This window comes from Psychrobacter sp. Pi2-1 (assembly GCF_904846645.1).
Lineage (GTDB): Bacteria > Pseudomonadota > Gammaproteobacteria > Pseudomonadales > Moraxellaceae > Psychrobacter.
The window spans coordinates 15,379-36,440 of the sequence record NZ_CAJHBO010000003.1 but is presented as its reverse complement, the minus strand read 5'-3'; the positions used below and the strand labels follow the sequence as shown (position 1 = coordinate 36,440).

Here is a 21,062-nt window from a genome sequence, read left to right as displayed (position 1 = left end):
TTCATCAGTGATGGCTAGTAATGACTATAACGTTGGGGAAAAGATCAAAATGACCGCAGCAGTAATCAACAAATTGATCAAGGTTACGGGCAGACATACTTTCCAGCCAAAGTTCATCACCTGATCATAACGCGGACGCATGAGTGAGCCTCGAGCCAAAACAAACATGGTCATAAAGAACAGCGTTTTAATCATGAACCAAAAAGCTGGTGGAATAAATGGAATATCTAAATTGAACGGCGCAAGCCAACCGCCAAAGAACAAGCAAGTCATCAAGGCAGAAATCAAGACAACGTTGACATACTCACCAATAAAGAACATACCAAACTTCATGCCAGAATATTCAACATGATAACCTTCAGCCAGTTCTTGCTCTGCTTCTGGTTGGTCAAATGGATGTCTATGCGTAACGGCAACACCAGCCACCACAAATGTTAGAAAGCCAAAAAACTGCGGGATGATATACCAGCCATCCGCTTGTGCTTCGACAATGGCACGTAAGTTAAATGAACCTGTTAGCGCAACAACGCCCATCAACGACAAACCCAAAAACACTTCATAACTGATTGTCTGTGCAGCAGAGCGCAAACCACCAAGTAGCGAGAACTTATTGGCAGATGCCCAACCACCGAACATCACGGCGTAAACAGCAATACCAGCCATGGCAAAGAAAAACAGAATACCAATATCCCAATCAACCACGCCAAGTGTTGGTGAGATAGGAATAATGGCAAATGAAGCCAAGGCAGTAAACATTGCGACCGCAGGTGCCAAGGTGAACATAAACTTGTCGGTAAAGTTTGGTGTCCAATCTTCTTTAAAGAAGATTTTGAGCATATCGGCGACTAGTTGTAGTGAACCAAAAGGCCCCACACGGTTTGGACCATAACGATCTTGCCATAAGGCCAGCATACGGCGCTCATAGATAATCATCATCGCGGCAACCAATACCACGACCAAAAAGATGACTAGTGATTGACCCACCAAAAACAGAATAGACCAAGTATCAAAGCTCATGCTATTGGCCAAAAAGCTTGGCACATCAGGGATAATACGGGTAACTTGCATATTACACCTCCTGTGTGGTGGTCGGCGCTGCGTTCATTTGCGCTGTGTCATTATCATTAATCATATCGTTAGCCATGCTACCCATCATCGTCACTGGTGCATCTACTTTACGCACCGACGCTGGCATTGACGGGTGAATGATACTCACCTGCCCAACTGGGTAACCGATACAACCTTCTGCTAAATAACCGACCAGCTGTACTGGCAAGGTGATTTGTTGTTTATCAATCTCAATCGCCAAGTAATCACCAGCCACAATATTCCAGTCTTTGGCATCGTCTATACCGATACGCCATGCAGCAACGGGTAGTTGCTCTGCAACGAGTGGGCTACGTGATGCCATCATTGAGCTGGCATAGATATTATGAATCGGTACCAGTTTCGCTTGGCCTTGCTGTAAGTCAGTAGTGTTTGCAGACATGGCTTCTGGCGCCACATATTGACGAGTGGCTAGGCGCTCTAGTTGATCGAACAAACGCACACCTGGATCGCCATTTTTCAGATGACCGCCAACTTTATCTTGATATTTGTTCCATGCTTGCGGTGAGTTCCAACCTGCCGCATTGGCAAAAGGAATCATCGAGCTTGGCGTTTCTTTACCGCTATAACCTTCCATTGAGAAGGTCAAACCAGTGTCCAAATCTTTTGGCTGCATTGGCTCGTGCACTGAGATTGGCGCACGCATAGCAGTACGACCTGAATAACGACGCGGTTGACGCGCGATTTTCAGACCCGTTATACGGTAATCAGCATCAGGCGCAGCGCCTTTGATACCCGCAAGTTTAGGATGGGTGGCAATCAATGCATTGATCACATCATCCAACTGCGTCCAGTCGACATCACGACCTTCGATGCTGCTATGCACAGCATGTATCCAGCGCCAGCCTTCTTTAATACTGCTCATCGGATGGTAGTATTCGTTATCGTAAACTTGGAAGAAACGCTGCGCACGACCTTCAGCTGATATCAATGTACCATCCGCTTCTGCAAAGCTAGCCGCTGGCAATACGATATCGACGTCCTTATGCCAATCAAGGAGCTGATGATCTAACGCAATGACCGTTTTATCCGTCAATAGCTGCGTCAATTTATTGGCATCAATCGCATCTGTTAGCTGGTTTTCTGCAACCACAACCACATCGTAATCAGTGGCTAGCAACTCTTCAACTGATTGACCGCCAAGCATACAAACGCCCATGCTATTGGCATCAGGAACCGTTAAGTAAATACCTGCTTGCGCTTGGTATTTAGTATTAACTTCTTTCAGCTCAAGGTTTTCAGCAGGTTCGCGTTCTATATCGTCCTGTACTTCTGTATCCACACCTGTTTCAGGCTTGTTCGGTTTGGCTGATAGCTCTTTATCTTCTTCAGGCTGATCATTAGCAGACAACGCTTGGGCTTTGACTTTGGCATTATGTGCCTCAACCTGCTGCTGCTCAGTCGCTTTGACCGCCTCGCGTTTTTGGGTCAATGTTTGGGTAATCTGCGCCGCTGCTTCTATCAATGCGGTAGAAGACAGGCTACTACCTGACACAACCAATGGCTTATCGGCTTGGATCAAGTCATAAGCGATTTGCTGCGCCAATGCTTGCATACCATCAGTATCGATACTGGCATCTTGCTCAGCCGCTTGCGGATCTGCTATTTCTGATAAGTCATCAGAAAGTTTTGCAATCTCATCAGCAACCTTAAAGCCAAGTTTAATAATATCTTCGGGAGTCGCCACCACACTCACTTTACTGATGTCTTCTAGCTTGGTTTGCGTTACATCGATGACATAGATTGGGCTTAGCGCATCTTGAGCGATACGTTTGACTGGTTCGGCAAGCCAAGGCTGCGTTTGCAATGCCGCTGCCATTTTCAGGCCTTCATTTTTTGCCGCTTGACGTACTGACAATGCGACACGTGATGACGTTTGAGTGATATCCTCGCCTAATACGAGCACTGCATCATGCGTTTCGATATCGGTCATGCTAGGGTTATAAATGCCTTCAGTGCTCAGCACTTCGATGCACTTGTTGACCAATGCTTGCTGCTGATGGTTCAGACCGGTTGAAAAGTTATCAAAGCCGACTAGGTTTTTTAGCGCAAAGTTGGTCTCTAGACTGGCACGCGGTGAGCCAATACCAATGACTTTTTTATCTTTAATACGTTTGATGGTTTCATCAAGTGCATAGTCGATATTGATTTTGACATGCTTATCATTGATACGTTCAAGCGCTTGGGTTGGACGATCATCACGATTGACATAGCCATAACCAAAGCGACCACGGTCACATAAGAAGTAACGGTTTACTTCTCCGTTATAGCGGTTTTCGATACGGCGCAATTCACCATAACGCTCACCTGGTGAGATATTACAACCAGCCGAGCAACCATGACAGATGCTAGGCGCATACTGCATGTCCCACTTACGATTGTAGCGATCAGAGTGGGTTTTATCAGTAAACACACCGGTTGGGCAGACTTCAGTCAAGTTACCTGAAAACTCACTTTCAAACTGCCCATCTTTATCACGGCCAAAGTAAACGCGGTTGTTTGAGCCATAAACGCCCAAATCTTCGCCGCCTGCGTAGTCTTTATAAAAACGTACACAGCGATAGCAAGCGATACAGCGGTTCATCTCATGCGCGATGAATGGACCAAGCTCTTGGTTATGGTGCGTGCGCTTGGTAAAGCGATAGCGACGACGGCTATGACCTGACATATAGGTCATGTCTTGCAAGTGACAATGTCCACCCTCTTCACAAGTTGGACAGTCATGTGGATGGTTGGTCATAAGTAGCTCAACCATCGACTTGCGGAAAGCTTTGGCTTCATCGTCAGTCACAGAGATGTACATGTCATCGCCAGGAGCGACCATACATGACATCACGAGGCGACCGCGACCTGCTTCCATATCTTCTTTATTTTGGAATTGCTTGACCGCGCACTGACGGCACGAGCCTACTGAGCCAAGCGCTGGATGATAACAAAAATACGGCACATCAATGCCGAGTGATAAGCAGGCTTGTAGCAAGTTATCTGCGCTATCTACTTCGACAGTGGTTCCATCAATATGTATGACTGCCATGCCGCTCTCCTTATTTCACTACTGGCTGTTGGTTGGCTGCCGCATCAATAACATCGACACCAACCGCCTGCGCGATTTTTTGATCAAACTCTGGACGGAAATATTTAATCGCACTCATTAGTGGTTCCATCGCACCTGGCGCATGCGCACAGAATGTTTTACCAATCCATAAGTCACGCGTCAGGCCTTCTAGTTTTTCGACATCGCCCACTTGCCCTTCACCATCATTGATGGCGGTAAGCAGTTTAACGCCCCACGGCAGACCATCACGGCATGGTGTACACCAACCACATGACTCGCGCTGAAAGAAAATCTCAAGGTTGCGCAGTAATGGCACCATGTCTTGTGATTCATCGACGACCATAATGAGACCAGTACCCATACGGCTACCCGCTTCTTGAATTGGGTCAAAATCTACGACTACGTCTAGATGATCAGCGGTTAAAAAGTCTGTCGATGCGCCGCCCGGCAGCCAAGCCTTAAGCGTTTTACCATCTTTCATACCGCCCGCTAAATCTTCGATGATTTCGCGCGCCGTATAGCCAAACGGTAATTCCCAGAGGCCTGGATCATTGACCAATCCTGAGCAGCCAAACAGTTTGGTGCCCGGCGTTTTACTTTTGCCTTTGATTTCAGATAATGACTGATACCACTCGACGCCGTGATTCAAAATCGCTGGCATATTGCATAGAGTCTCAACGTTATTAACAACGGTTGGACGACCCCATGCACCAGAGATTTGTGGAAACGGCGGCTTAGTACGTGGGTTAGCACGGCGGCCTTCTAGACAGTTAATCAGTGCCGTTTCTTCACCGCAAATATAACGTCCAGCTCCCGTATGCACGTGCAAATTAAAGCTAAAATCTGAGCCTAAAATGTTGTCGCCCATGAGATTGTTGGCCAAGCACTCTTCGATAGCAGCGACCAAACGCTCAGCGGCTAAGATATACTCACCGCGGATAAAGATATAACCGTCAGTGGCGCCAATCGCATGAGCGGTAATTAGCATCCCTTCGATTAGCTGAAACGGTAGACGCTCCATGAGCAAACGGTCTTTAAACGTGCCCGGCTCCATTTCATCCGCATTACAGATCAGATAACGCGGCAAACCGTCCGGCGGCGACATAAATGACCACTTTAGACCAGCATTAAAGCCCGCACCGCCGCGACCTCGGACATTGGCCGCTTTAATCATATTGCCGACGTCTTTAGGCGACTTAGATAGCGCTTCTTTTAGACCCGTAAAGCCCTTTAGAGATTCATAAGTAGCTAAATCAAGCACCGCATCATGATGCGCCAAACGCCACGTCAAAGGCTTGGTTTCGCTAGTGGCTGTCGCTTTATCACCGTAAATTGGAACACGCTGTGCATTTAGCTGGCTTGGCGCTTGGCCTTGGCCGCGACGAGCAATTTGCTCTGAAATCGTTAAACTCATGCGTATAGCTCCAATAATTGCGCGACCTCAGATGGCTGGACAGGGCCATAAGTGTCTTCATCGATCAGTACCGCTGGTCCCTTATCACAGTTGCCCAAGCAGCAAATTGGTAATAGGGTAAAACGACCATCAGCAGTTGTCTGACCATACTCAATACCCAGCTGTGATCTGATCTCAGCTGACAGCGCTTCATAACCTGTCAAATAACACGCCACAGAGTCGCATATGAGAATCACATGGCGACCGACAGGTTGGCGATAAATACGGTTAAAGAAAGTCGCAACTCCGTCCATGTCTGACATCGGGATATCTAGGATATTGGCAATGGCATTTGCTTGCGCATCATCGACCCAGCCGTTACGCTTTTGCACGATTTTTAGCGCATCTAATGAGGCAGCACGCGCCTGTGGGTAATGGTGCATAAACTCATGAATGGCAGCAATTTCATCACTAGTGAGAATGCTTTCCACATCTACTTTTGGCATTTTGTCGGAAACAATTTTCATAATCTTCTGTCTTTCCTCACTCATCCTGCTCTATCACAAGCCAATATCAGTCTGATTGAAACTGTGGTTATATCGACAAGTGACAGCATTTTGGTATGCCATCAGGCAATAATATATTGATGAACAAATACTTTTGAAGCAGCGGCTCTAACGATCACAATCCGCCATCACAATATCAATCGATGCTAGGTACATAATGGCATCAGAAACCAGCGAGCCATTGATGACCGATGGCATCTGTTGTATATGCGCAAATGTCGGTGTACGAATACGGGTACGATAGCTCATCGTGGCCTTGTCTGAGGTGATGTAATAACTGTTCAGACCTTTGGTCGCCTCAACGATCGTCGTACATTCGCCTGCTGGCATCACAGGCCCCCAAGATACTGAGATAAAATGATTAATCAATGTCTCAATATCATTTAGCGTACGGTCTTTTGGCGGTGGTACGGCCAGTGGATGATCCGCTTTGTAAGGACCTTGTGGCATATTGTCCATACATTGACGAATGATACGCAATGACTGACGCATCTCTTCAACTTTGACCATACAGCGATCATAAGCGTCACCGTTGTAACCAACTGGCACTTCAAAATCGTAATTCTCATAGCCCATGTATGGACGTGCTTTACGTAGATCAAAATCCACGCCTGTCGCGCGCAGACCAGCGCCCGTCACGCCCCAAGCAAGTGCTTGCTTGGCATTGTACTGAGCAACTCCTTGGGTACGGCCTTTGAGCACGCTGTTTTGTAATGCTGCTTTGACATATTCGTCCAGGCGCTTAGGCATCCAATCTAAGAACTCACGCACCAAACGCTGCCAACCGCGCGGCAAATCAGCAGCAGTACCACCGATACGGAACCAAGCCGGATGCATACGGTAGCCTGTCACGGCTTCGATGACGTCATAGGCTTTTTGGCGATCGGTAAACATATAAAATACAGGCGTCATACCACCCGCATCCTGAATGAACGTACCAACGTATAGCAAATTGTTGGTGATTCGGAAAAACTCACTCATCATCACGCGAATGGTTTCAGCGCGCGGTGGCACGGTAATCCCTGCAAGCTTTTCAACCGACATGATATATGGCAGCTCATTCATTACACCGCCGAGGTAGTCAATACGGTCGGTATAAGGAATGAATGAGTGCCACGTTTGGCGCTCAGCCATCTTTTCGGCGCCGCGATGGTGATAGCCGATATCAGGGATACAGTCGACGACTTCTTCGCCATCCAGCTGTAGTACTAAGCGAAACGCACCATGAGCGGAGGGGTGGTTAGGACCGATGTTCAAGAACATAAAGTCCTCATCGCGACCTGAACGCTTCATGCCCCATTCTTCTGGGACAAAACGTAGGTTTTCTTGCTCGTATTGTTGCTTGGCGGTATTCAAGAAATACGGGGTAAATTCAGTCGCCCGCGCATGATACTCTTTACGCAGTGGATGACCTTCCCAATATTTCGGTAATAAAATACGGGTTAAATGCGGATGACCTGTAAAGACGATACCGAACATGTCCCACACTTCGCGCTCATACCAGTTGGCATTTGGCCAAATATTGGTGGCGCTCGGTACATTGACATCGTCTTCGCTCAGCGCGACCTTGATACGTACATCACTATTGCGCTCAAGCGACATCAAGTGATAAAACACCGTAAAGTCACTGTCAGGCAAACCCGCGCGATGCTGGCGTAAACGCTCATCTATCGCTGACAAGTCAAATAGCATGACGTAAGGTTTAGGCAGTTTGCGCAAGAATAAGAGAATATCTAATAAATCAGCACGCGCCACCCAAACCGTTGGAATCTCATCCACAGTCTGCTGCACGACAAATTTACCAGCATACTTTTGTTCCAGCTCTGTGATGACTGCTGGGACGGGCTTGATCTTAGGATCTATGTTTTCGACTACCGTGACCATGAATGATGTATTCCTTCATTAATCATAACTGAACTATGTTAGTCATAACCGAACTATGTCAACCATAACTGAGCTATGTTAATCATAACCGAACTATGATAAGCGCATAAAATATTGAAACTGTTGCTATAAGTCTAAATGCTGTTTGAAACTTAAATACTATCTGGGCTGCGCAAGTTTTTGACAGCGATACGATCTGCCTGCTTACGGTCACGCTCAGGCGTCATTTGCGGCTGATAGATACCCTGCTCATTGACATGGATACCCAGCGGACGACGCTCTTTAGTAATAGATTCTTGTAACAACATCAAACCCTGAATAAGCGCTTCTGGACGCGGCGGACAACCTGGCACATACACATCAACAGGGATAATCTTATCGACGCCTTGTACGACTGAATAGATATCATACATACCGCCCGAGTTGGCACAGGCACCCATAGAGATAACCCATTTTGGCTCAAGCATTTGCTCATATAGGCGCTGGATGACAGGTGCCATCTTAACGAAGCAAGTACCAGCGACGATCATGACGTCCGCCTGACGAGGCGAGGCACGAATAACCTCTGCCCCAAAACGTGACAAATCATGAACGGCGGTTAAGGTAGTAGCGTATTCAACATAACAGCAAGAAGTACCAAAGTTAAATGGCCACAGTGAATTTTTACGCCCCCAGTTTGCTGTTGAATGAACGAGGTCTTCGAGACGACCCATAAAGACGTTTTTATTCACTTCATCTTCGATAGGATCATTGACCGTTTGACTGGTCTGTGCAGGATAGGTATCTGCATCGGGGTTGGCTTTTGTTAATGTGTATTTCATAACATACAACCTTCATATTAGGCTTGGCGTGGCAATCATCTTGCTCGCGCTATCGCCATAATTTTATTATTAATAAGTGGCTAATCATCAGCGATCATTAATACAAACAGCACTTACGCTTTCATGCTTTTCTGCTCGTTTTTGCAAACGCTATAAGCTGAGCATCAACTGCTATTAACGTTCAGTTTTGTCCTGCTGAGCAGACGTCGCAAAATCCACAGAAGTAACGTTACCCGTGGTATTAATATGATCGATGTTTTGTAGATGACGACGATTGGTCTCAATATTGTTTGAGACATTGATTTGACCGGATGACTGCGCGGGTACTTTACCTGTCGGATCGACCATTAGCTCATGAGCACCATCAAACTTGGTGATGTCTGCCAAATTAAAGCCTGCAGGCGCCGCATATAAGCGTGCTTTTTTGCGTAGCTTGTCAGCAGGTGCCCAGTTCATCGCACCCAAGCTCAGCTCATAAATCAAACCAATAATTAGAATAGTGATAAACGTGCCAGCGGCGGCAAAGCCAAGCCAGCCTGCCTCGCGTACTGACACAGCATAAGCGTAGAGATATAGCGCCTCTAAATCAAAAATCACAAAGAAGATTGCGACCAAATAAAATTTGGCAGACAAACGAATACGGGCGTTGCCAGATCCGACAACACCCGCTTCAAATACTTCTTCCTTTTGTGAGCCTTGAGAGCGACCGCCAAGTAAGCGCGGTACGACCAGCATAAAGACAACTAGCCCAATGGCGGCTAAGATAAAAGCAATGGCTGACCAATTAAAAGCAGACATGATAATACGTGCTCCTCACCCAATCGAGTGTTAGACACAGCGCAAGCACTGACCCACTCAGGCCATGTTGCGACAGGTATAACGCAGACGAAAACACAAAGTGACTTTATTTAAGTAATTGTCACTGCACTTCAGCAACTGTCACTGTGTTTAAGTAACTGTCATTGAGTCACATGTTAGGTATTTTTCTGGTAACAACCAACTATCAAGCTTATTGACGACGATGTCAGACGTGACCAACTGTAGAGATTCCGGTATGCGCGCGGATAAAGGCTGGTCGCCCAACGCATCTTCTAACAACGTAAGATCAACGTATTAAATCAATATCATATCTGACTGCTTACTTAATTGATTTAATAGCTCATTACACGTGGTCAACAATGACGTGACAACTGGCATAAATTATTTACGTACTATACGCATATCAGTGCCTAAAAGCTAGTTTTTAACTGTATTGAACGGTCACTTTCTGTGTAAAAAAAATGTGTTTTTTTTACTATGAATTATGATATAGACCTTACCTTATATTAACCCCAAATCCGTACTTTTGGCTATGAGCAAACACTGCCACGCTATTTGTCAAAAATCAAGTGTCCGAATACCCCACTTTCATCACCCAAGTCCTCCCCCAAAGTGAGCATTTTTGCTTTATAATGACCCACCAGATTTTTATGATATGCCATCATCAAACCTTAAATTCTATTATTCTTACAATAAAGATTATTAAAATATCGCAACGATACGAGTTTTGATGATGCGCGCTGCGTTTATCTATCTTTGTCATATCAGCGCTACCCTCTTTTTTGTTTTTGTCTTACAGGTCACGTTATGAGTCAACTCAATCCCAAACAATCCGAGGCCATGCTCTACGTATCTGGTCCATTACTTGTACTTGCAGGTGCTGGCTCCGGCAAGACCTCTGTGATTACGCGTAAGATTGCTTACCTAATCCAAGAATGCGACATGCCAGCTGAGCGTATCACCGCTGTGACCTTTACCAATAAAGCGGCACGTGAAATGAAAGCGCGAGTTAGCAAACTGCTCCCTAGCGAAAAAATGCGTGGTCTGACCGTATCGACCTTTCACCAATTTGGTCTACAGTTTTTGCGCTATGAGCTGATTCATACCCCACTAAAAGGCAACTTTTCCATTATGGACAGCGATGACAGTAAACGCTTGTTGATGGAGCTGATGATGCGCGACAACTTGAGTGGCGCTGAAAGCCGTGAGTTGGTCGGTAAAGCCATCAAAATGATTTCTGATTGGAAAAATGACTTGGTCGAGCCTGATAAGGCGATGGAAACGTTAGACGATCCAGAAGACATGATTTTTGCAACCTTGTACGCGCTTTATGAGCGTAACTTGCGCGCTTATAATGCCGTCGATTTTGATGACTTGATTGTATTGCCAACCAAGATATTACGTGAAAATAGAGAACTGCGTGATAAGTGGCAAAACCGTATTCGTTATCTATTGGTCGATGAGTATCAAGATACCAATACAGCGCAGTATGAGATGATTAAGTACTTGGTCGGGCCTCAGGGTCGATTCACCGTGGTAGGTGATGATGACCAATCTATTTATGCGTGGCGCGGAGCAAAGCCTGAAAACATGGCACTACTCAAAGAAGATTTTCCAAAACTAAAAATCGTTATGCTTGAGCAAAATTACCGCTCAACCACGCGTATTTTGACTTCGGCCAACGCCGTTATTCTAAATAACGAGCATTTATTCGAGAAAAAACTGTGGTCGGATAAAGGTCAAGGCGAAAAAATCCGCATCATTAACTGTCGTAATGACGATGATGAATCCGAGCGCGTGGCCAAAGAAATTGTCACGCACAAGCTGCGTTTCGGCAATGAGTGGGAACAGTATGCCGTACTGTACCGCAGTAACTTTCAGGCACGTATGCTAGAGGCACAATTACGCCAGTTGCAAGTACCTTATAAGTTATCAGGCGGTCAGTCATTCTTTGCCCGTAGTGAAATCAAAGACATCATGGGCTATCTGCGCCTGATTTTGAACCCTGAAGATGACAGTGCATTTTTACGTATTATCAATACACCTAAGCGCGGTATGGGACCAGCCACGCTAGAAAAGCTTGGTTTGTTTGCGCAAGAACACAGCATATCACTATTGGCCTCTTGCACCCACGCTGGCCTAACTCATGTATTGCCCTCAAAGGCTTATGGTACGATAAAAGAGTTTGGTGAATTCATTGAGCACTATACGCGTGAGTTGGATCAACATCCTGACCCTGTACCAATCGTACGCCAGATGATTGATGAGACGGGTTATATTGATTTTGTGCGTAGCGACGCCAAAACGCCGCAACAAGAAAAAAACCGTATTGATAATATCGATATGCTTTATACCAGCATTCAGTCGTTGATTAATCGTGCTGAAGAAGACGAAGATCGGACGATTGATACCATCATTCGTAAGCTGGTATTGCTTGATATGCTCGAGCAACAGCAAGAAGAAGAGAATACCAACAAAGTTAACTTAATGACCTTACATGCGGCAAAGGGCTTGGAGTTTGATTTTGTTTATATCATGGGGCTTGAGGAAGAGATGCTGCCGCATCGCAACTCTATTATGAGTGAGACGGTCGAAGAAGAGCGCCGTCTGATGTACGTGGGCATTACCCGTGCGCGCCGTGAGCTGACATTGACACTCGCGACCCAGCGCCGTGCTGGTGGTCAAATGCGCGTTACCTCAGAATCAAGATTTTTGGATGAGCTACCTGAAGATCATATTGATTGGCCTGCTAAAGCGAAAAAGAAAAAAGCGACCAAAGACCCAGAGGCCGTCGCTGACGAATATTTGGCCAATATTCGAGCGTTACTGGGTAAGCGTTAATCTTAATCAAGACATTTAAGCACCTAAGCAATAAACACTTAAGTAAAACGCTCAAGAGAACACGCTTTAGACTGTGCAAAAAACGATTGATATAATCGTTATTATTCTTGTTCTTGTTCTTGTTCTTTATACACTGTAAAAAATTGACTGTAAAAACTTGGAACACTTATGCCTACCCCGACGCCCAATCAGGAACGAACCGCCATGCTGTCAGGAGATTATAACTCGGCTGAGTATAGTGCCGAATATAAGCTTCTGTATCTGCAGGGTTTGGTTGCTGATAAAGCATACGAGGCCATTACTGAGTTTTTAGAAAAGCAATCCGAATATGAGATTGCCAATCTACTAGAGTCTTTCCCAACTCAAAACCGTCTGTTGATTTGGGCGCAGGTGCCAGAGCACATCAAAGGTGAAGTGCTTGCCGAGCTAGATGTCGATACGCGCCAGCCATTGATGGAGAATATTTCTTCTCAAGAAATATCGTTGTTTACCCAAGATCTTGATGCGCAAGATATCTCTGAGATTTTGGACACTGTCACTGAGAGCGTACGTACCTCAGTTATGGCAACGCTAGACGAAGAAACTCGAGTCCAAGTCAATAAGCTTGATACATATGCTGACTGGGAAGTTGGTAGCTATATGGATCCCGATATTATCCAGATAAGGGATGATATCTATTTGGCAGATGTGCAAGAGTGGCTGCGTGAAAACGACGACCTGCTCGATGACGAAAGCCAAGAGCTGTTAGTTGTCGATCAAAGCCAGCAATTACTAGGGCTATTGAGTCTAGTAGATTTAATTAAGCATAGACAAAACACCTTGGTCTCGGAGCTGATTGATACCGCCATTACGATTAATGATCGCTTAGATATCCAAGATGCTGCCGCGATTTTTCGTTCAGAAGACATCCGTTTTGCGCCTGTAATCAATAGTCATGGCGAGCTAGTTGGTCAACTAAACGGTGAAGACATCATGGAAATTATCCAAGATGATGTCGACAGCACCATGAAAAACCTCGCTGGTGTTAGCCAAGATGAAGAGCTGTTTGCCCCTATCCTAACCAGCGCCAAAAGCCGTAGCGTTTGGCTAGGTATCAATTTATGTACTGCCCTTTTGGCCGCAGCAGTAATTGGACAGTTTGAAGAAGTATTGGCACAAGTCGTGGCGCTAGCGATATTGATGCCAGTAGTCGCCAGTATGGGCGGTATTGCTGGCTCGCAAACGCTGACGGTCGTTATTCGCGGGATGGCGATGGGTCAAATCGGTGGTTCCAACCGTGTCTGGCTATTGAATAAAGAGCTGTGGGTGGGTGCGATAAACGGTATCATCTGGGCGATAATTATGGCGTTTATTGCTCAGTTATGGTTTCATGATATTAAGATCAGTGCCGTCATTGGTTTTGCCATTGCGATCAACATGACTGCAGCTAATGTCTCTGGCATCAGCATACCGCTGATGCTAAAACGGATGAATATTGACCCTGCTCTATCTGCTTCGGTTATCTTAACGACCGTCACGGATATCGTCGGCTTTATGTCCTTTTTAGGATTGGCTAGCGTATTGATACTCTAGTTGATTGCTGAATAATCAATTACTCAATCCAAATCTAGAATTGCTATTTGTATAAAAATTTCGAATAAGATTTATTTAAACCTTAGTTCAAAGTCCTAGTTTAAAGTCCTAGTTTAAAATCATAATTTAAAAACCATCAAATCGTTAAGTGAGTGTGTTATGCAAGCTGTACAAATTAAAGTGGTAAACCCTAAAATTACTGAAGATAAAGCGTTTTCTCTACCAACTCGTGCCACCGATGGCAGTGCAGGTATTGATTTGCGTGCTTGTATTGACGAGCCATTAACGATTAAAGCAGGTGAAACCCATTTAATTGGCACAGGCCTTGCGGTTTATATTCAAGACCCTAACTATGCAGGTATGATTTTACCGCGTTCAGGTCTTGGCCATAAGCACGGTATCGTCTTGGGTAACTTGGTTGGGTTAATTGATGCCGACTATCAAGGCGAGCTGATGGTTAGTATTTGGAACCGCAGTAGCGAAGACTTTGTTCTTAACCCAGCTGAGCGTATGGCACAGTACATCGTGGTACCTGTTGCGCGTCCTGAGTTTGAAGTGGTTGCAGAATTCAGTGATGAAAGCGTACGCGGTGCAGGCGGGTTTGGACACTCAGGTCGTCAATAATAGCTATTTTGATGGTCCATCCTGCTAGTAATTTTTAGATAGCCTTCAAGGTTTTGCTTAAGCTATATATAAAACCTTGCGCTATTCATTTTTATTTATCATTGAACATCTATCACGGTTATAAGGAGAGTAAGCAATGCCACCTTTTGCGGCGCAGCAATCCTTATTCCGTGCTTATGATATTCGTGGTACCAACCAGTATTTTACTAGCAGTTTTATACAAGCGTTAGGCAATGCTTTTGCTACTCTCTACAATGCCCAAGATAGCCAACCGACTCAAAACAACAATGCTAATGCCTCTGTTGATACTAAGCAGAATGTTGTCGTTATTGGTTATGATATGCGCATTGGTAGTGAGGCTATTGCACGTACGCTCTCTACTGTACTAGCTCAGCAGGGTTTACGCGTAATCCAATTAGGTCTGGTTACCACGCCGATGATGGCATTTTGGGCAATGCAGTATCAAGGTCATGGCATTGTCGTAACAGCGAGCCATTCTGCTAAAGACATACTAGGTATCAAATGGTTAGTAAATAACAAGTCCCCTAGTAGCTCAGAGATACAGACGCTCTATCATCAACTCACCGCCAATCATGGTCATCACACCTATCCCGATAATCAAGCTAACAACCCTATCTGGTTTTCAGAAGGCATTAAAAATCTTAAGAGTAGCCACGACTCAAAATTACCAATTGATTTGCTTGAGCAACTACCTGCTCATCAAGTAGCAAGCGTCTATATCGATGCTATTGCGCAGGTATTTGAACAATTATTTCAACACCATCACTCGGCAACTGCAGACAATCAGAAAAGCGCTTATAAACTTGATTTGATCGTGGTTATTGACTGTATGCACGGTGCAACTGGTAGAATTGCTCAACGCTTGTTCGAACGTTTTTGTCAGAATGTTATTTTTCTCAATGACATACCCGATGGTAATTTCCCCCTTGGTAATCCAGACCCCACCGAACCAAACCGCTTGAACGAATTGCAACGAGCCGTTGTTTCGAATGCAGCAGATATAGGCTTGGCGTTTGATGGCGATGGCGATCGTTTGATGATCGTTGATAACAACGGCAAAATAGTTACGCCCGATCATTTGCTCTATCTATTGGCACGTATTGCTATTACTGAACATCCTAACTCTCTTAGCGACTCTTTATTAGCATCTGAAGTTCTTTTCGATATTAAGTGCGCCCATCATTTGCCAAGACTGTTATCTGAGCTTGGTACTACACCTGTGATTAGCAAGACTGGCAGCAGCTTTATGCGCCAGCAGGTACAGCATCCTGACAATCAGATTGTCTTCGCTGGTGAATTATCAGGGCATTTCATCTTTAATGACAGCCGCTTTATTCCCTACGATGATGCGATGTATGCTGCATTACGGTTGCTGCATTGGCTTGACCAAACTCAGAATGGTATTAACGATAAAAAACCGTTATCAGATATCATCCAAAACTTGCCCACTATAGTCAGTACTGCTGACCATTATTTGCCAATGCCGCAGACCGCTACTACCGACTGCTCACTTGTAGAGCAACTAACGAGATTTTGTTATTACTTGCAGTATCTAGTAGATATGTCTACTCATACTGATTCTTCATCTAGTCAGCAGTTAAAAGGTACTTGCCTGCCCGCCACAACATGCAAGTCATCAGCGTGTACTTGCACTACTGCGAAGGCGCAAATAGCAGTAAAACAGACGCATGAATTATTACCTATGGGAACTAAACTGAGCTGTATCGATGGTGTGCGTTTGGATTTTGCGCATGGTTTTGGCGTACTGCGTCAATCAAATACCAGCAATAGCCTGACCGCGCGCTTTGCAGGTGACAGTGTAGATGACCTAAAAAGTATTCAGGCGACATTTGCCACTTTATGCCGACCATTTAACGCAGCGCTAGCTGAACAGATTCTTGCTATTCCTGCGGAGTAGCCTCATAAGACATATAGCTGTCTCATTAGACATAATAGAAAAACAACCAATTTAAACCCGGCCCTTAGGAGTTTGTAATGACGCTTAATTTAGATGATGCCAAAAACACCGCTGAAGTATTGACCACTGCTCTGCCTTATATCCAGCGTTTTGTTGATAAACTCATCGTCGTAAAATACGGCGGCAACGCCATGACCGACCCTGAGCTTGAGAGCTCATTTGCTCGTGATATTGTTTTGCTAAAAACCGTCGGTATGCATCCAGTAGTCGTACATGGTGGTGGCCCGCAAGTTGACAACCTCCTAAAAGAGCTCGGTCGTCAATCAGACCGTATCGATGGCATGCGTGTCACTGACAAAAGCACCATGGATGTCGTCGAGATGGTACTAGGCGGCAGCGTCAACAAATCTATCGTCAGTCTCATCAACAAACACGGCGGCCGCGCTATCGGCCTAACTGGTAAAGATGCCAACTTGATTCAAGCAAAAAAACTGATGATGGAAAAAATTGGCGCAGATGGTATCGCTGTACCAGTTGATTTAGGATTCGTCGGTGATGTGGTCAGCGTCAATAAAGACGTGATCAACATGCTAATTGCTTCTGATTTTATCCCTGTAATCGCACCACTTGGCGTTGACGCTGAAGGCAATACCTATAACATCAATGCCGACTTGGTGGCCGGTAAAGTGGCTGAGTTTTTGCAAGCAGAGAAGCTGATGCTATTGACCAACATCAAAGGGGTATTGGGCCGTGACGGTGAAGTGGTGACTGGACTAACACCTAAGAAAGTCGATGGCTTGATTGAAGATGGTACGATCTCAGGCGGTATGATTCCCAAGATTCAATGTGCACTTGATGCGGTGCGTAGCGGTGTCAAAAGTGCGGTTATCGTCGATGGCCGTGTGCCTCATGCGACCTTACTGGAGATTTTTACCAACGAAGGGGTTGGTACGCTCATTAGTCGTGAGATAGACTCATCATTGAGCTAGCAAAATCTAGCAATACTAAATGTAAAAAAGCTAAATATAGAAAAGCCCGAGTTAATATAAACGCTCGGGCTTTTTTGTGCATTTTTATACTTAACAAATAAGCCTAGCTTAATTTTTATGGATTAAATTTACGAAAAAACTTTATTAAACTCCGCTTCATCGAATCCGCATAGTAATACGGCTTGATCTCTATCTGCCAACTGACCTTCTACAATCGGACGTTTAATCATGCTGGTATTTTCCACGAGTAAATCTATCGCGTTGTCTACATTAGCGTCAGCCGCTTGCTTTTGACTGTCGTCTAGCTTGCGCCATGTCGTACCACGCTTATTGAGCACTTTTTCGATACCTAGTTCATTTACCCAGCGCTGTACTGTTTCTTTCTCTATACCTTGTTTCTTATAATCGTGAAAATCATAGCTGACATCTAGATCGTTTAGCTTAGTGAACGCTTTTTTCATCGTGCTACAAGATTTGATACCGTAAATGGTGATGGTCATGATAAATCCTCATAAATATTCATTAATTTGTCTATTATACCTAAGGCTGACGGGATATAGAGAATGCATTACTTTTAATCGTCAAACCTAGTAAGCAACTGCATCATATCGTCGCAATTTTCGCCAAATTACGCTATGCTATGGCATTGTCAAATTCCACCTATTTTGATCAGTATTAAACAAATCAGTATCAACCAATTTCGAGCCGACTATGAGCAACGCCGTGACAGCAGACCAAGCAGAAAACAATTATTATAACCCACAAGCGATAGAAGCCGCGCAGCAGACCAAATGGGCAACTGACAAGCGCTTTGAAGTCAGCAATGAGCCAAGCGACAAGCCAAGTCGTTACATGCTATCAATGTTCCCTTATCCAAGTGGTAAGCTGCATATGGGCCACGTCCGTAACTATACGATTTCTGACGTATTAAGCCGTTATTATCGCCTAAAAGGCTATGAAGTCATGCAGCCAATGGGCTGGGATGGTTTTGGCTTGCCAGCAGAAAACGCGGCAATTGCTAACCAAACGCCACCTGCTGCATGGACATTTGCCAATATTGACAGTATGCGTGCACAGCTTAAATTGCTAGGCCTGTCTATTGACTGGTCACGTGAGTTTGCCACTTGTAGCCCTGAGTATTATCAGTGGGAGCAGTGGTTATTTTTGCAATTGTACAAAAAAGGACTAGTCTACAAAAAGCTATCGACGGTCAACTGGGATCCTGTTGATAACACCGTCTTAGCAAACGAGCAAGTCATCGATGGTAAAGGCTGGCGTAGTGGTGCTGCGGTCGAAAAACGCGACATCCCTATGTACTACTTCAACATCACTGACTATGCTGATGAGCTATTAGATGATTTGGATCAGCTAGAAGGTCATTGGCCATCTGAAGTACTGACTATGCAGCGCAACTGGATTGGTCGTAGTGCTGGTATGGAAGTCCACTTCCCTTATGAGCTTGCTGGTGAAGAAAACACCTTAGATGTGTTCACTACTCGTCCTGACACCTTGATGGGTGTGACTTATGTTGCCGTGGCCGCAGAGCATCCACTTGCACAGTATGCCTCTGAGCAAGATGACGCAATCGCTCAATTCTGTGCGCTTTGTAAAAAAGGCTCAGTCGCTGAAGCGGATTTGGCCAAAGCTGAAAAAATCGGTATGGATACAGGCCTCACTGTGACGCACCCTTTGACTGGTGAAGAAGTGCCAGTGTGGGTTGCCAACTATGTGCTGATGAGCTACGGCTCAGGCGCGGTCATGGCGGTACCAGCTCATGATGAGCGCGATTACGAGTTTGCGGTGAAGTATAATCTACCGATCAAGCAGGTTATCAATACGCCTGATGGCTATTTTGATGATTTAAAAGCAGATGCTAAAGCGAACGATAGTGAAGTGAATCTTGCTTATACCGAGCGTAATACCTTGGTTAACTCAGGTGAGTTTGATGGTCTAGACTTTGAGCAAGCGTTTGAAGCAATGCTTGCCAAGCTTGAGCCAAAAGAGCTTGCTAAGAAAAAAATTCAATATCGCTTGCGTGATTGGGGTGTTTCTCGCCAGCGCTATTGGGGTTGCCCTATCCCAATGATCAACTGTGAGCATTGTGGTACGGTACCTGTTGAAGAGCAAGACCTACCAGTTGTGTTGCCAACCGACGTCGTACCTGATGGTCGCGGTAATCCACTCAAGAACATCCCAGAATTTGTCAATACTACTTGTCCTAAATGTGGCAACCCTGCTGAGCGTGAGACCGATACCTTTGATACATTCGTAGAGTCAAGCTGGTACTACGCACGCTTTGCTAGCCCAAATGATGCGCAAAACATGGTCAATAGGTCTGCTGCCAATAAATGGTTGCCAGTCGATCAATACGTGGGCGGTGTCGAGCATGCGGTGATGCATCTGTTGTATGCGCGTTTCTTCCACAAGCTGATGCGTGACGAAAACTTAGTCACAGGTGATGAGCCATTTGCCAATCTAATGACGCAAGGCATGGTACTCGCTGGTACGTTCTATCGCGTCAACGCGGATGGTAGTACGACCTACTACTTTGCAGAAGATATCGATATTGACTTCAACGAACGCGGTCAACCAATCAAAGCCATTTTAAAATCTGACGGCCAGCCAGTGACGATTGGCAAAATCGAAAAAATGTCTAAGTCAAAAAACAATGGCGTAGATCCACAGCTAACCATTGATAAATATGGTGCTGATACGGTTCGTCTATATACGCTATTTACTGCGCCTGCGGATCAAACGCTTGAATGGTCAGACGACGCGCTAAAAGGCCCTTATAACTTTGTGAAAAAAGTATGGCGTATTGCAACCGACCATATGCAAGCGCTAACAGCCGCCAATATCAGCATTGATACGCTGAACAGTGCTACCTTGAACACAGACGGTCTAAGCAAAGAAGCCAAAAACTTACGCCGTAAAACGCACGAAACGATTGCTAAGATTGATAGTGATTTGGGTGATCGTCTGGCATTGAATACGCCAGTATCAAGCCTGATGGAACTTGCTAATGAGCTGACTGGCTTTAACGCGAGTAATGAGCAAGAGCTTCACGTTAAACACGAAGCGTTGACCAACCTGCTGATTATGCTATCTGTCTATGCGCCGCACGTTGGTGAGCATCTGCTTGAGCAATTGGGTCTTGATACCTTAACCTTAGACTACCCAACCGTGGATGAAAGTGCGCTGGTACAGGACATGATCACGATGGTGGTACAGGTCAATGGTAAGATGCGTGGTAAGATGGATGTCGCACCAAATAGCGATCCTGAGCAGCTAAAAGAGCAGGCTCGCACTATGGAAAGCGTGGCAAAATTCATCACTGGCGAGATCAAAAAAGAAATCGTCGTTCCTAACAAATTGGTTAACATCGTGGTTGTAGGCTGAGATATCTTGAGCTAAGTATTTTAGGCTTAGTGCTCTAAGCCTTCTTATCATAT

General features: G+C 45.2%; 14 protein-coding genes. 6 read left to right on the top strand and 8 right to left on the bottom strand.

Going from position 1 to position 21,062, the window contains the following annotated elements:
* Window positions 1-24: 24 nt before the first annotated feature.
* From nuoH to ndhC, 7 genes are all read right to left on the bottom strand, one after another.
* Complete coding sequence (gene nuoH, locus JMX91_RS03085; RefSeq protein WP_179798733.1) at window positions 25-1,017, bottom strand: NADH-quinone oxidoreductase subunit NuoH; 993 nt, start codon at window positions 1,015-1,017, stop codon at window positions 25-27.
* A gap of 52 nt (window positions 1,018-1,069) precedes the next feature.
* A complete protein-coding gene (gene nuoG / locus JMX91_RS03080) occupies window positions 1,070-4,141 on the bottom strand; it encodes an NADH-quinone oxidoreductase subunit NuoG (protein WP_201547619.1) in 3,072 nt (1,023 codons plus the stop codon).
* Between the two features lie 10 nt (window positions 4,142-4,151).
* Window positions 4,152-5,576 (bottom strand): NADH-quinone oxidoreductase subunit NuoF, encoded by a 1,425-nt coding sequence (gene nuoF, locus JMX91_RS03075; RefSeq protein ID WP_201547618.1) that lies wholly within the window; start codon window positions 5,574-5,576, stop codon window positions 4,152-4,154.
* Window positions 5,573-6,082: an NADH-quinone oxidoreductase subunit NuoE gene (gene nuoE / locus JMX91_RS03070; RefSeq protein ID WP_057758927.1), complete on the bottom strand. Its 510-nt coding sequence runs from the start codon at window positions 6,080-6,082 to the stop codon at window positions 5,573-5,575. Before nuoE ends, nuoF begins: the two co-directional genes overlap by 4 nt.
* Before the next feature lie 147 nt (window positions 6,083-6,229).
* Complete coding sequence (nuoC, locus tag JMX91_RS03065; RefSeq protein WP_201547617.1) at window positions 6,230-8,005, bottom strand: NADH-quinone oxidoreductase subunit C/D; 1,776 nt, start codon at window positions 8,003-8,005, stop codon at window positions 6,230-6,232.
* Between the two features lie 152 nt (window positions 8,006-8,157).
* Complete coding sequence (locus tag JMX91_RS03060; protein ID WP_101206265.1) at window positions 8,158-8,826, bottom strand: NuoB/complex I 20 kDa subunit family protein; 669 nt, start codon at window positions 8,824-8,826, stop codon at window positions 8,158-8,160.
* 174 nt (window positions 8,827-9,000) lie between these two features.
* Window positions 9,001-9,624 (bottom strand): NADH-quinone oxidoreductase subunit A, encoded by a 624-nt coding sequence (ndhC, locus tag JMX91_RS03055; protein WP_102091044.1) that lies wholly within the window; start codon window positions 9,622-9,624, stop codon window positions 9,001-9,003.
* Between the two features lie 828 nt (window positions 9,625-10,452).
* Between ndhC and JMX91_RS03050 the strand changes: the two genes are divergently transcribed.
* The 5 genes from JMX91_RS03050 (at window position 10,453) to argB (ending at window position 17,610) form a co-directional block, all read left to right on the top strand.
* Window positions 10,453-12,486 carry a UvrD-helicase domain-containing protein gene (locus JMX91_RS03050; protein ID WP_201547616.1) on the top strand — a complete coding sequence of 678 codons (2,034 nt, stop codon included), beginning with the start codon at window positions 10,453-10,455 and terminating at the stop codon, window positions 12,484-12,486.
* 168 nt (window positions 12,487-12,654) lie between these two features.
* On the top strand, window positions 12,655-14,058 hold the full coding sequence (mgtE, locus tag JMX91_RS03045) for a magnesium transporter (RefSeq protein WP_201547615.1): 1,404 nt from the start codon (window positions 12,655-12,657) through the stop codon (window positions 14,056-14,058).
* Window positions 14,059-14,217: 159 nt separating this feature from the next.
* Window positions 14,218-14,682: a dUTP diphosphatase gene (gene dut / locus JMX91_RS03040; RefSeq protein WP_201547614.1), complete on the top strand. Its 465-nt coding sequence runs from the start codon at window positions 14,218-14,220 to the stop codon at window positions 14,680-14,682.
* Window positions 14,683-14,818: 136 nt separating this feature from the next.
* Window positions 14,819-16,621: a phosphomannomutase/phosphoglucomutase gene (locus JMX91_RS03035; protein ID WP_201547613.1), complete on the top strand. Its 1,803-nt coding sequence runs from the start codon at window positions 14,819-14,821 to the stop codon at window positions 16,619-16,621.
* A gap of 77 nt (window positions 16,622-16,698) precedes the next feature.
* Window positions 16,699-17,610, top strand: a complete 912-nt coding sequence (gene argB, locus JMX91_RS03030; RefSeq protein WP_201547612.1) for an acetylglutamate kinase — start codon at window positions 16,699-16,701, stop codon at window positions 17,608-17,610.
* A gap of 128 nt (window positions 17,611-17,738) precedes the next feature.
* Here the strand turns inward: argB and JMX91_RS03025 are convergent, their stop codons facing one another.
* Window positions 17,739-18,110 carry a Spx/MgsR family RNA polymerase-binding regulatory protein gene (locus JMX91_RS03025; RefSeq protein ID WP_201547611.1) on the bottom strand — a complete coding sequence of 124 codons (372 nt, stop codon included), beginning with the start codon at window positions 18,108-18,110 and terminating at the stop codon, window positions 17,739-17,741.
* Between the two features lie 211 nt (window positions 18,111-18,321).
* Here JMX91_RS03025 and leuS point away from each other — a divergent pair, with 211 nt between their 5' ends.
* The gene (gene leuS, locus JMX91_RS03020; RefSeq protein ID WP_201547610.1) at window positions 18,322-21,009 is read left to right on the top strand and encodes a leucine--tRNA ligase; all 2,688 of its coding nucleotides are present in this window, start codon (window positions 18,322-18,324) and stop codon (window positions 21,007-21,009) included.
* Window positions 21,010-21,062 lie beyond the last annotated feature (53 nt).

Excerpts from the sequence above, each read along its gene's own strand:
- nuoH (WP_179798733.1), bottom strand. The coding sequence starts at position 1,017 with ATGAGCTTTGATACTTGGTCTATTCTGTTTTTGGTGGGTCAATCACTA.
- nuoG (WP_201547619.1), bottom strand. The coding sequence starts at position 4,141 with ATGGCAGTCATACATATTGATGGAACCACTGTCGAAGTAGATAGCGCA.
- nuoF (WP_201547618.1), bottom strand. The coding sequence starts at position 5,576 with ATGAGTTTAACGATTTCAGAGCAAATTGCTCGTCGCGGCCAAGGCCAA.
- nuoE (WP_057758927.1), bottom strand. The coding sequence starts at position 6,082 with ATGAAAATTGTTTCCGACAAAATGCCAAAAGTAGATGTGGAAAGCATT.
- nuoC (WP_201547617.1), bottom strand. The coding sequence starts at position 8,005 with ATGGTCACGGTAGTCGAAAACATAGATCCTAAGATCAAGCCCGTCCCA.
- JMX91_RS03060 (WP_101206265.1), bottom strand. The coding sequence starts at position 8,826 with ATGAAATACACATTAACAAAAGCCAACCCCGATGCAGATACCTATCCT.
- ndhC (WP_102091044.1), bottom strand. The coding sequence starts at position 9,624 with ATGTCTGCTTTTAATTGGTCAGCCATTGCTTTTATCTTAGCCGCCATT.
- JMX91_RS03050 (WP_201547616.1), top strand. The coding sequence starts at position 10,453 with ATGAGTCAACTCAATCCCAAACAATCCGAGGCCATGCTCTACGTATCT.
- mgtE (WP_201547615.1), top strand. The coding sequence starts at position 12,655 with ATGCCTACCCCGACGCCCAATCAGGAACGAACCGCCATGCTGTCAGGA.
- dut (WP_201547614.1), top strand. The coding sequence starts at position 14,218 with ATGCAAGCTGTACAAATTAAAGTGGTAAACCCTAAAATTACTGAAGAT.
- JMX91_RS03035 (WP_201547613.1), top strand. The coding sequence starts at position 14,819 with ATGCCACCTTTTGCGGCGCAGCAATCCTTATTCCGTGCTTATGATATT.
- argB (WP_201547612.1), top strand. The coding sequence starts at position 16,699 with ATGACGCTTAATTTAGATGATGCCAAAAACACCGCTGAAGTATTGACC.
- JMX91_RS03025 (WP_201547611.1), bottom strand. The coding sequence starts at position 18,110 with ATGACCATCACCATTTACGGTATCAAATCTTGTAGCACGATGAAAAAA.
- leuS (WP_201547610.1), top strand. The coding sequence starts at position 18,322 with ATGAGCAACGCCGTGACAGCAGACCAAGCAGAAAACAATTATTATAAC.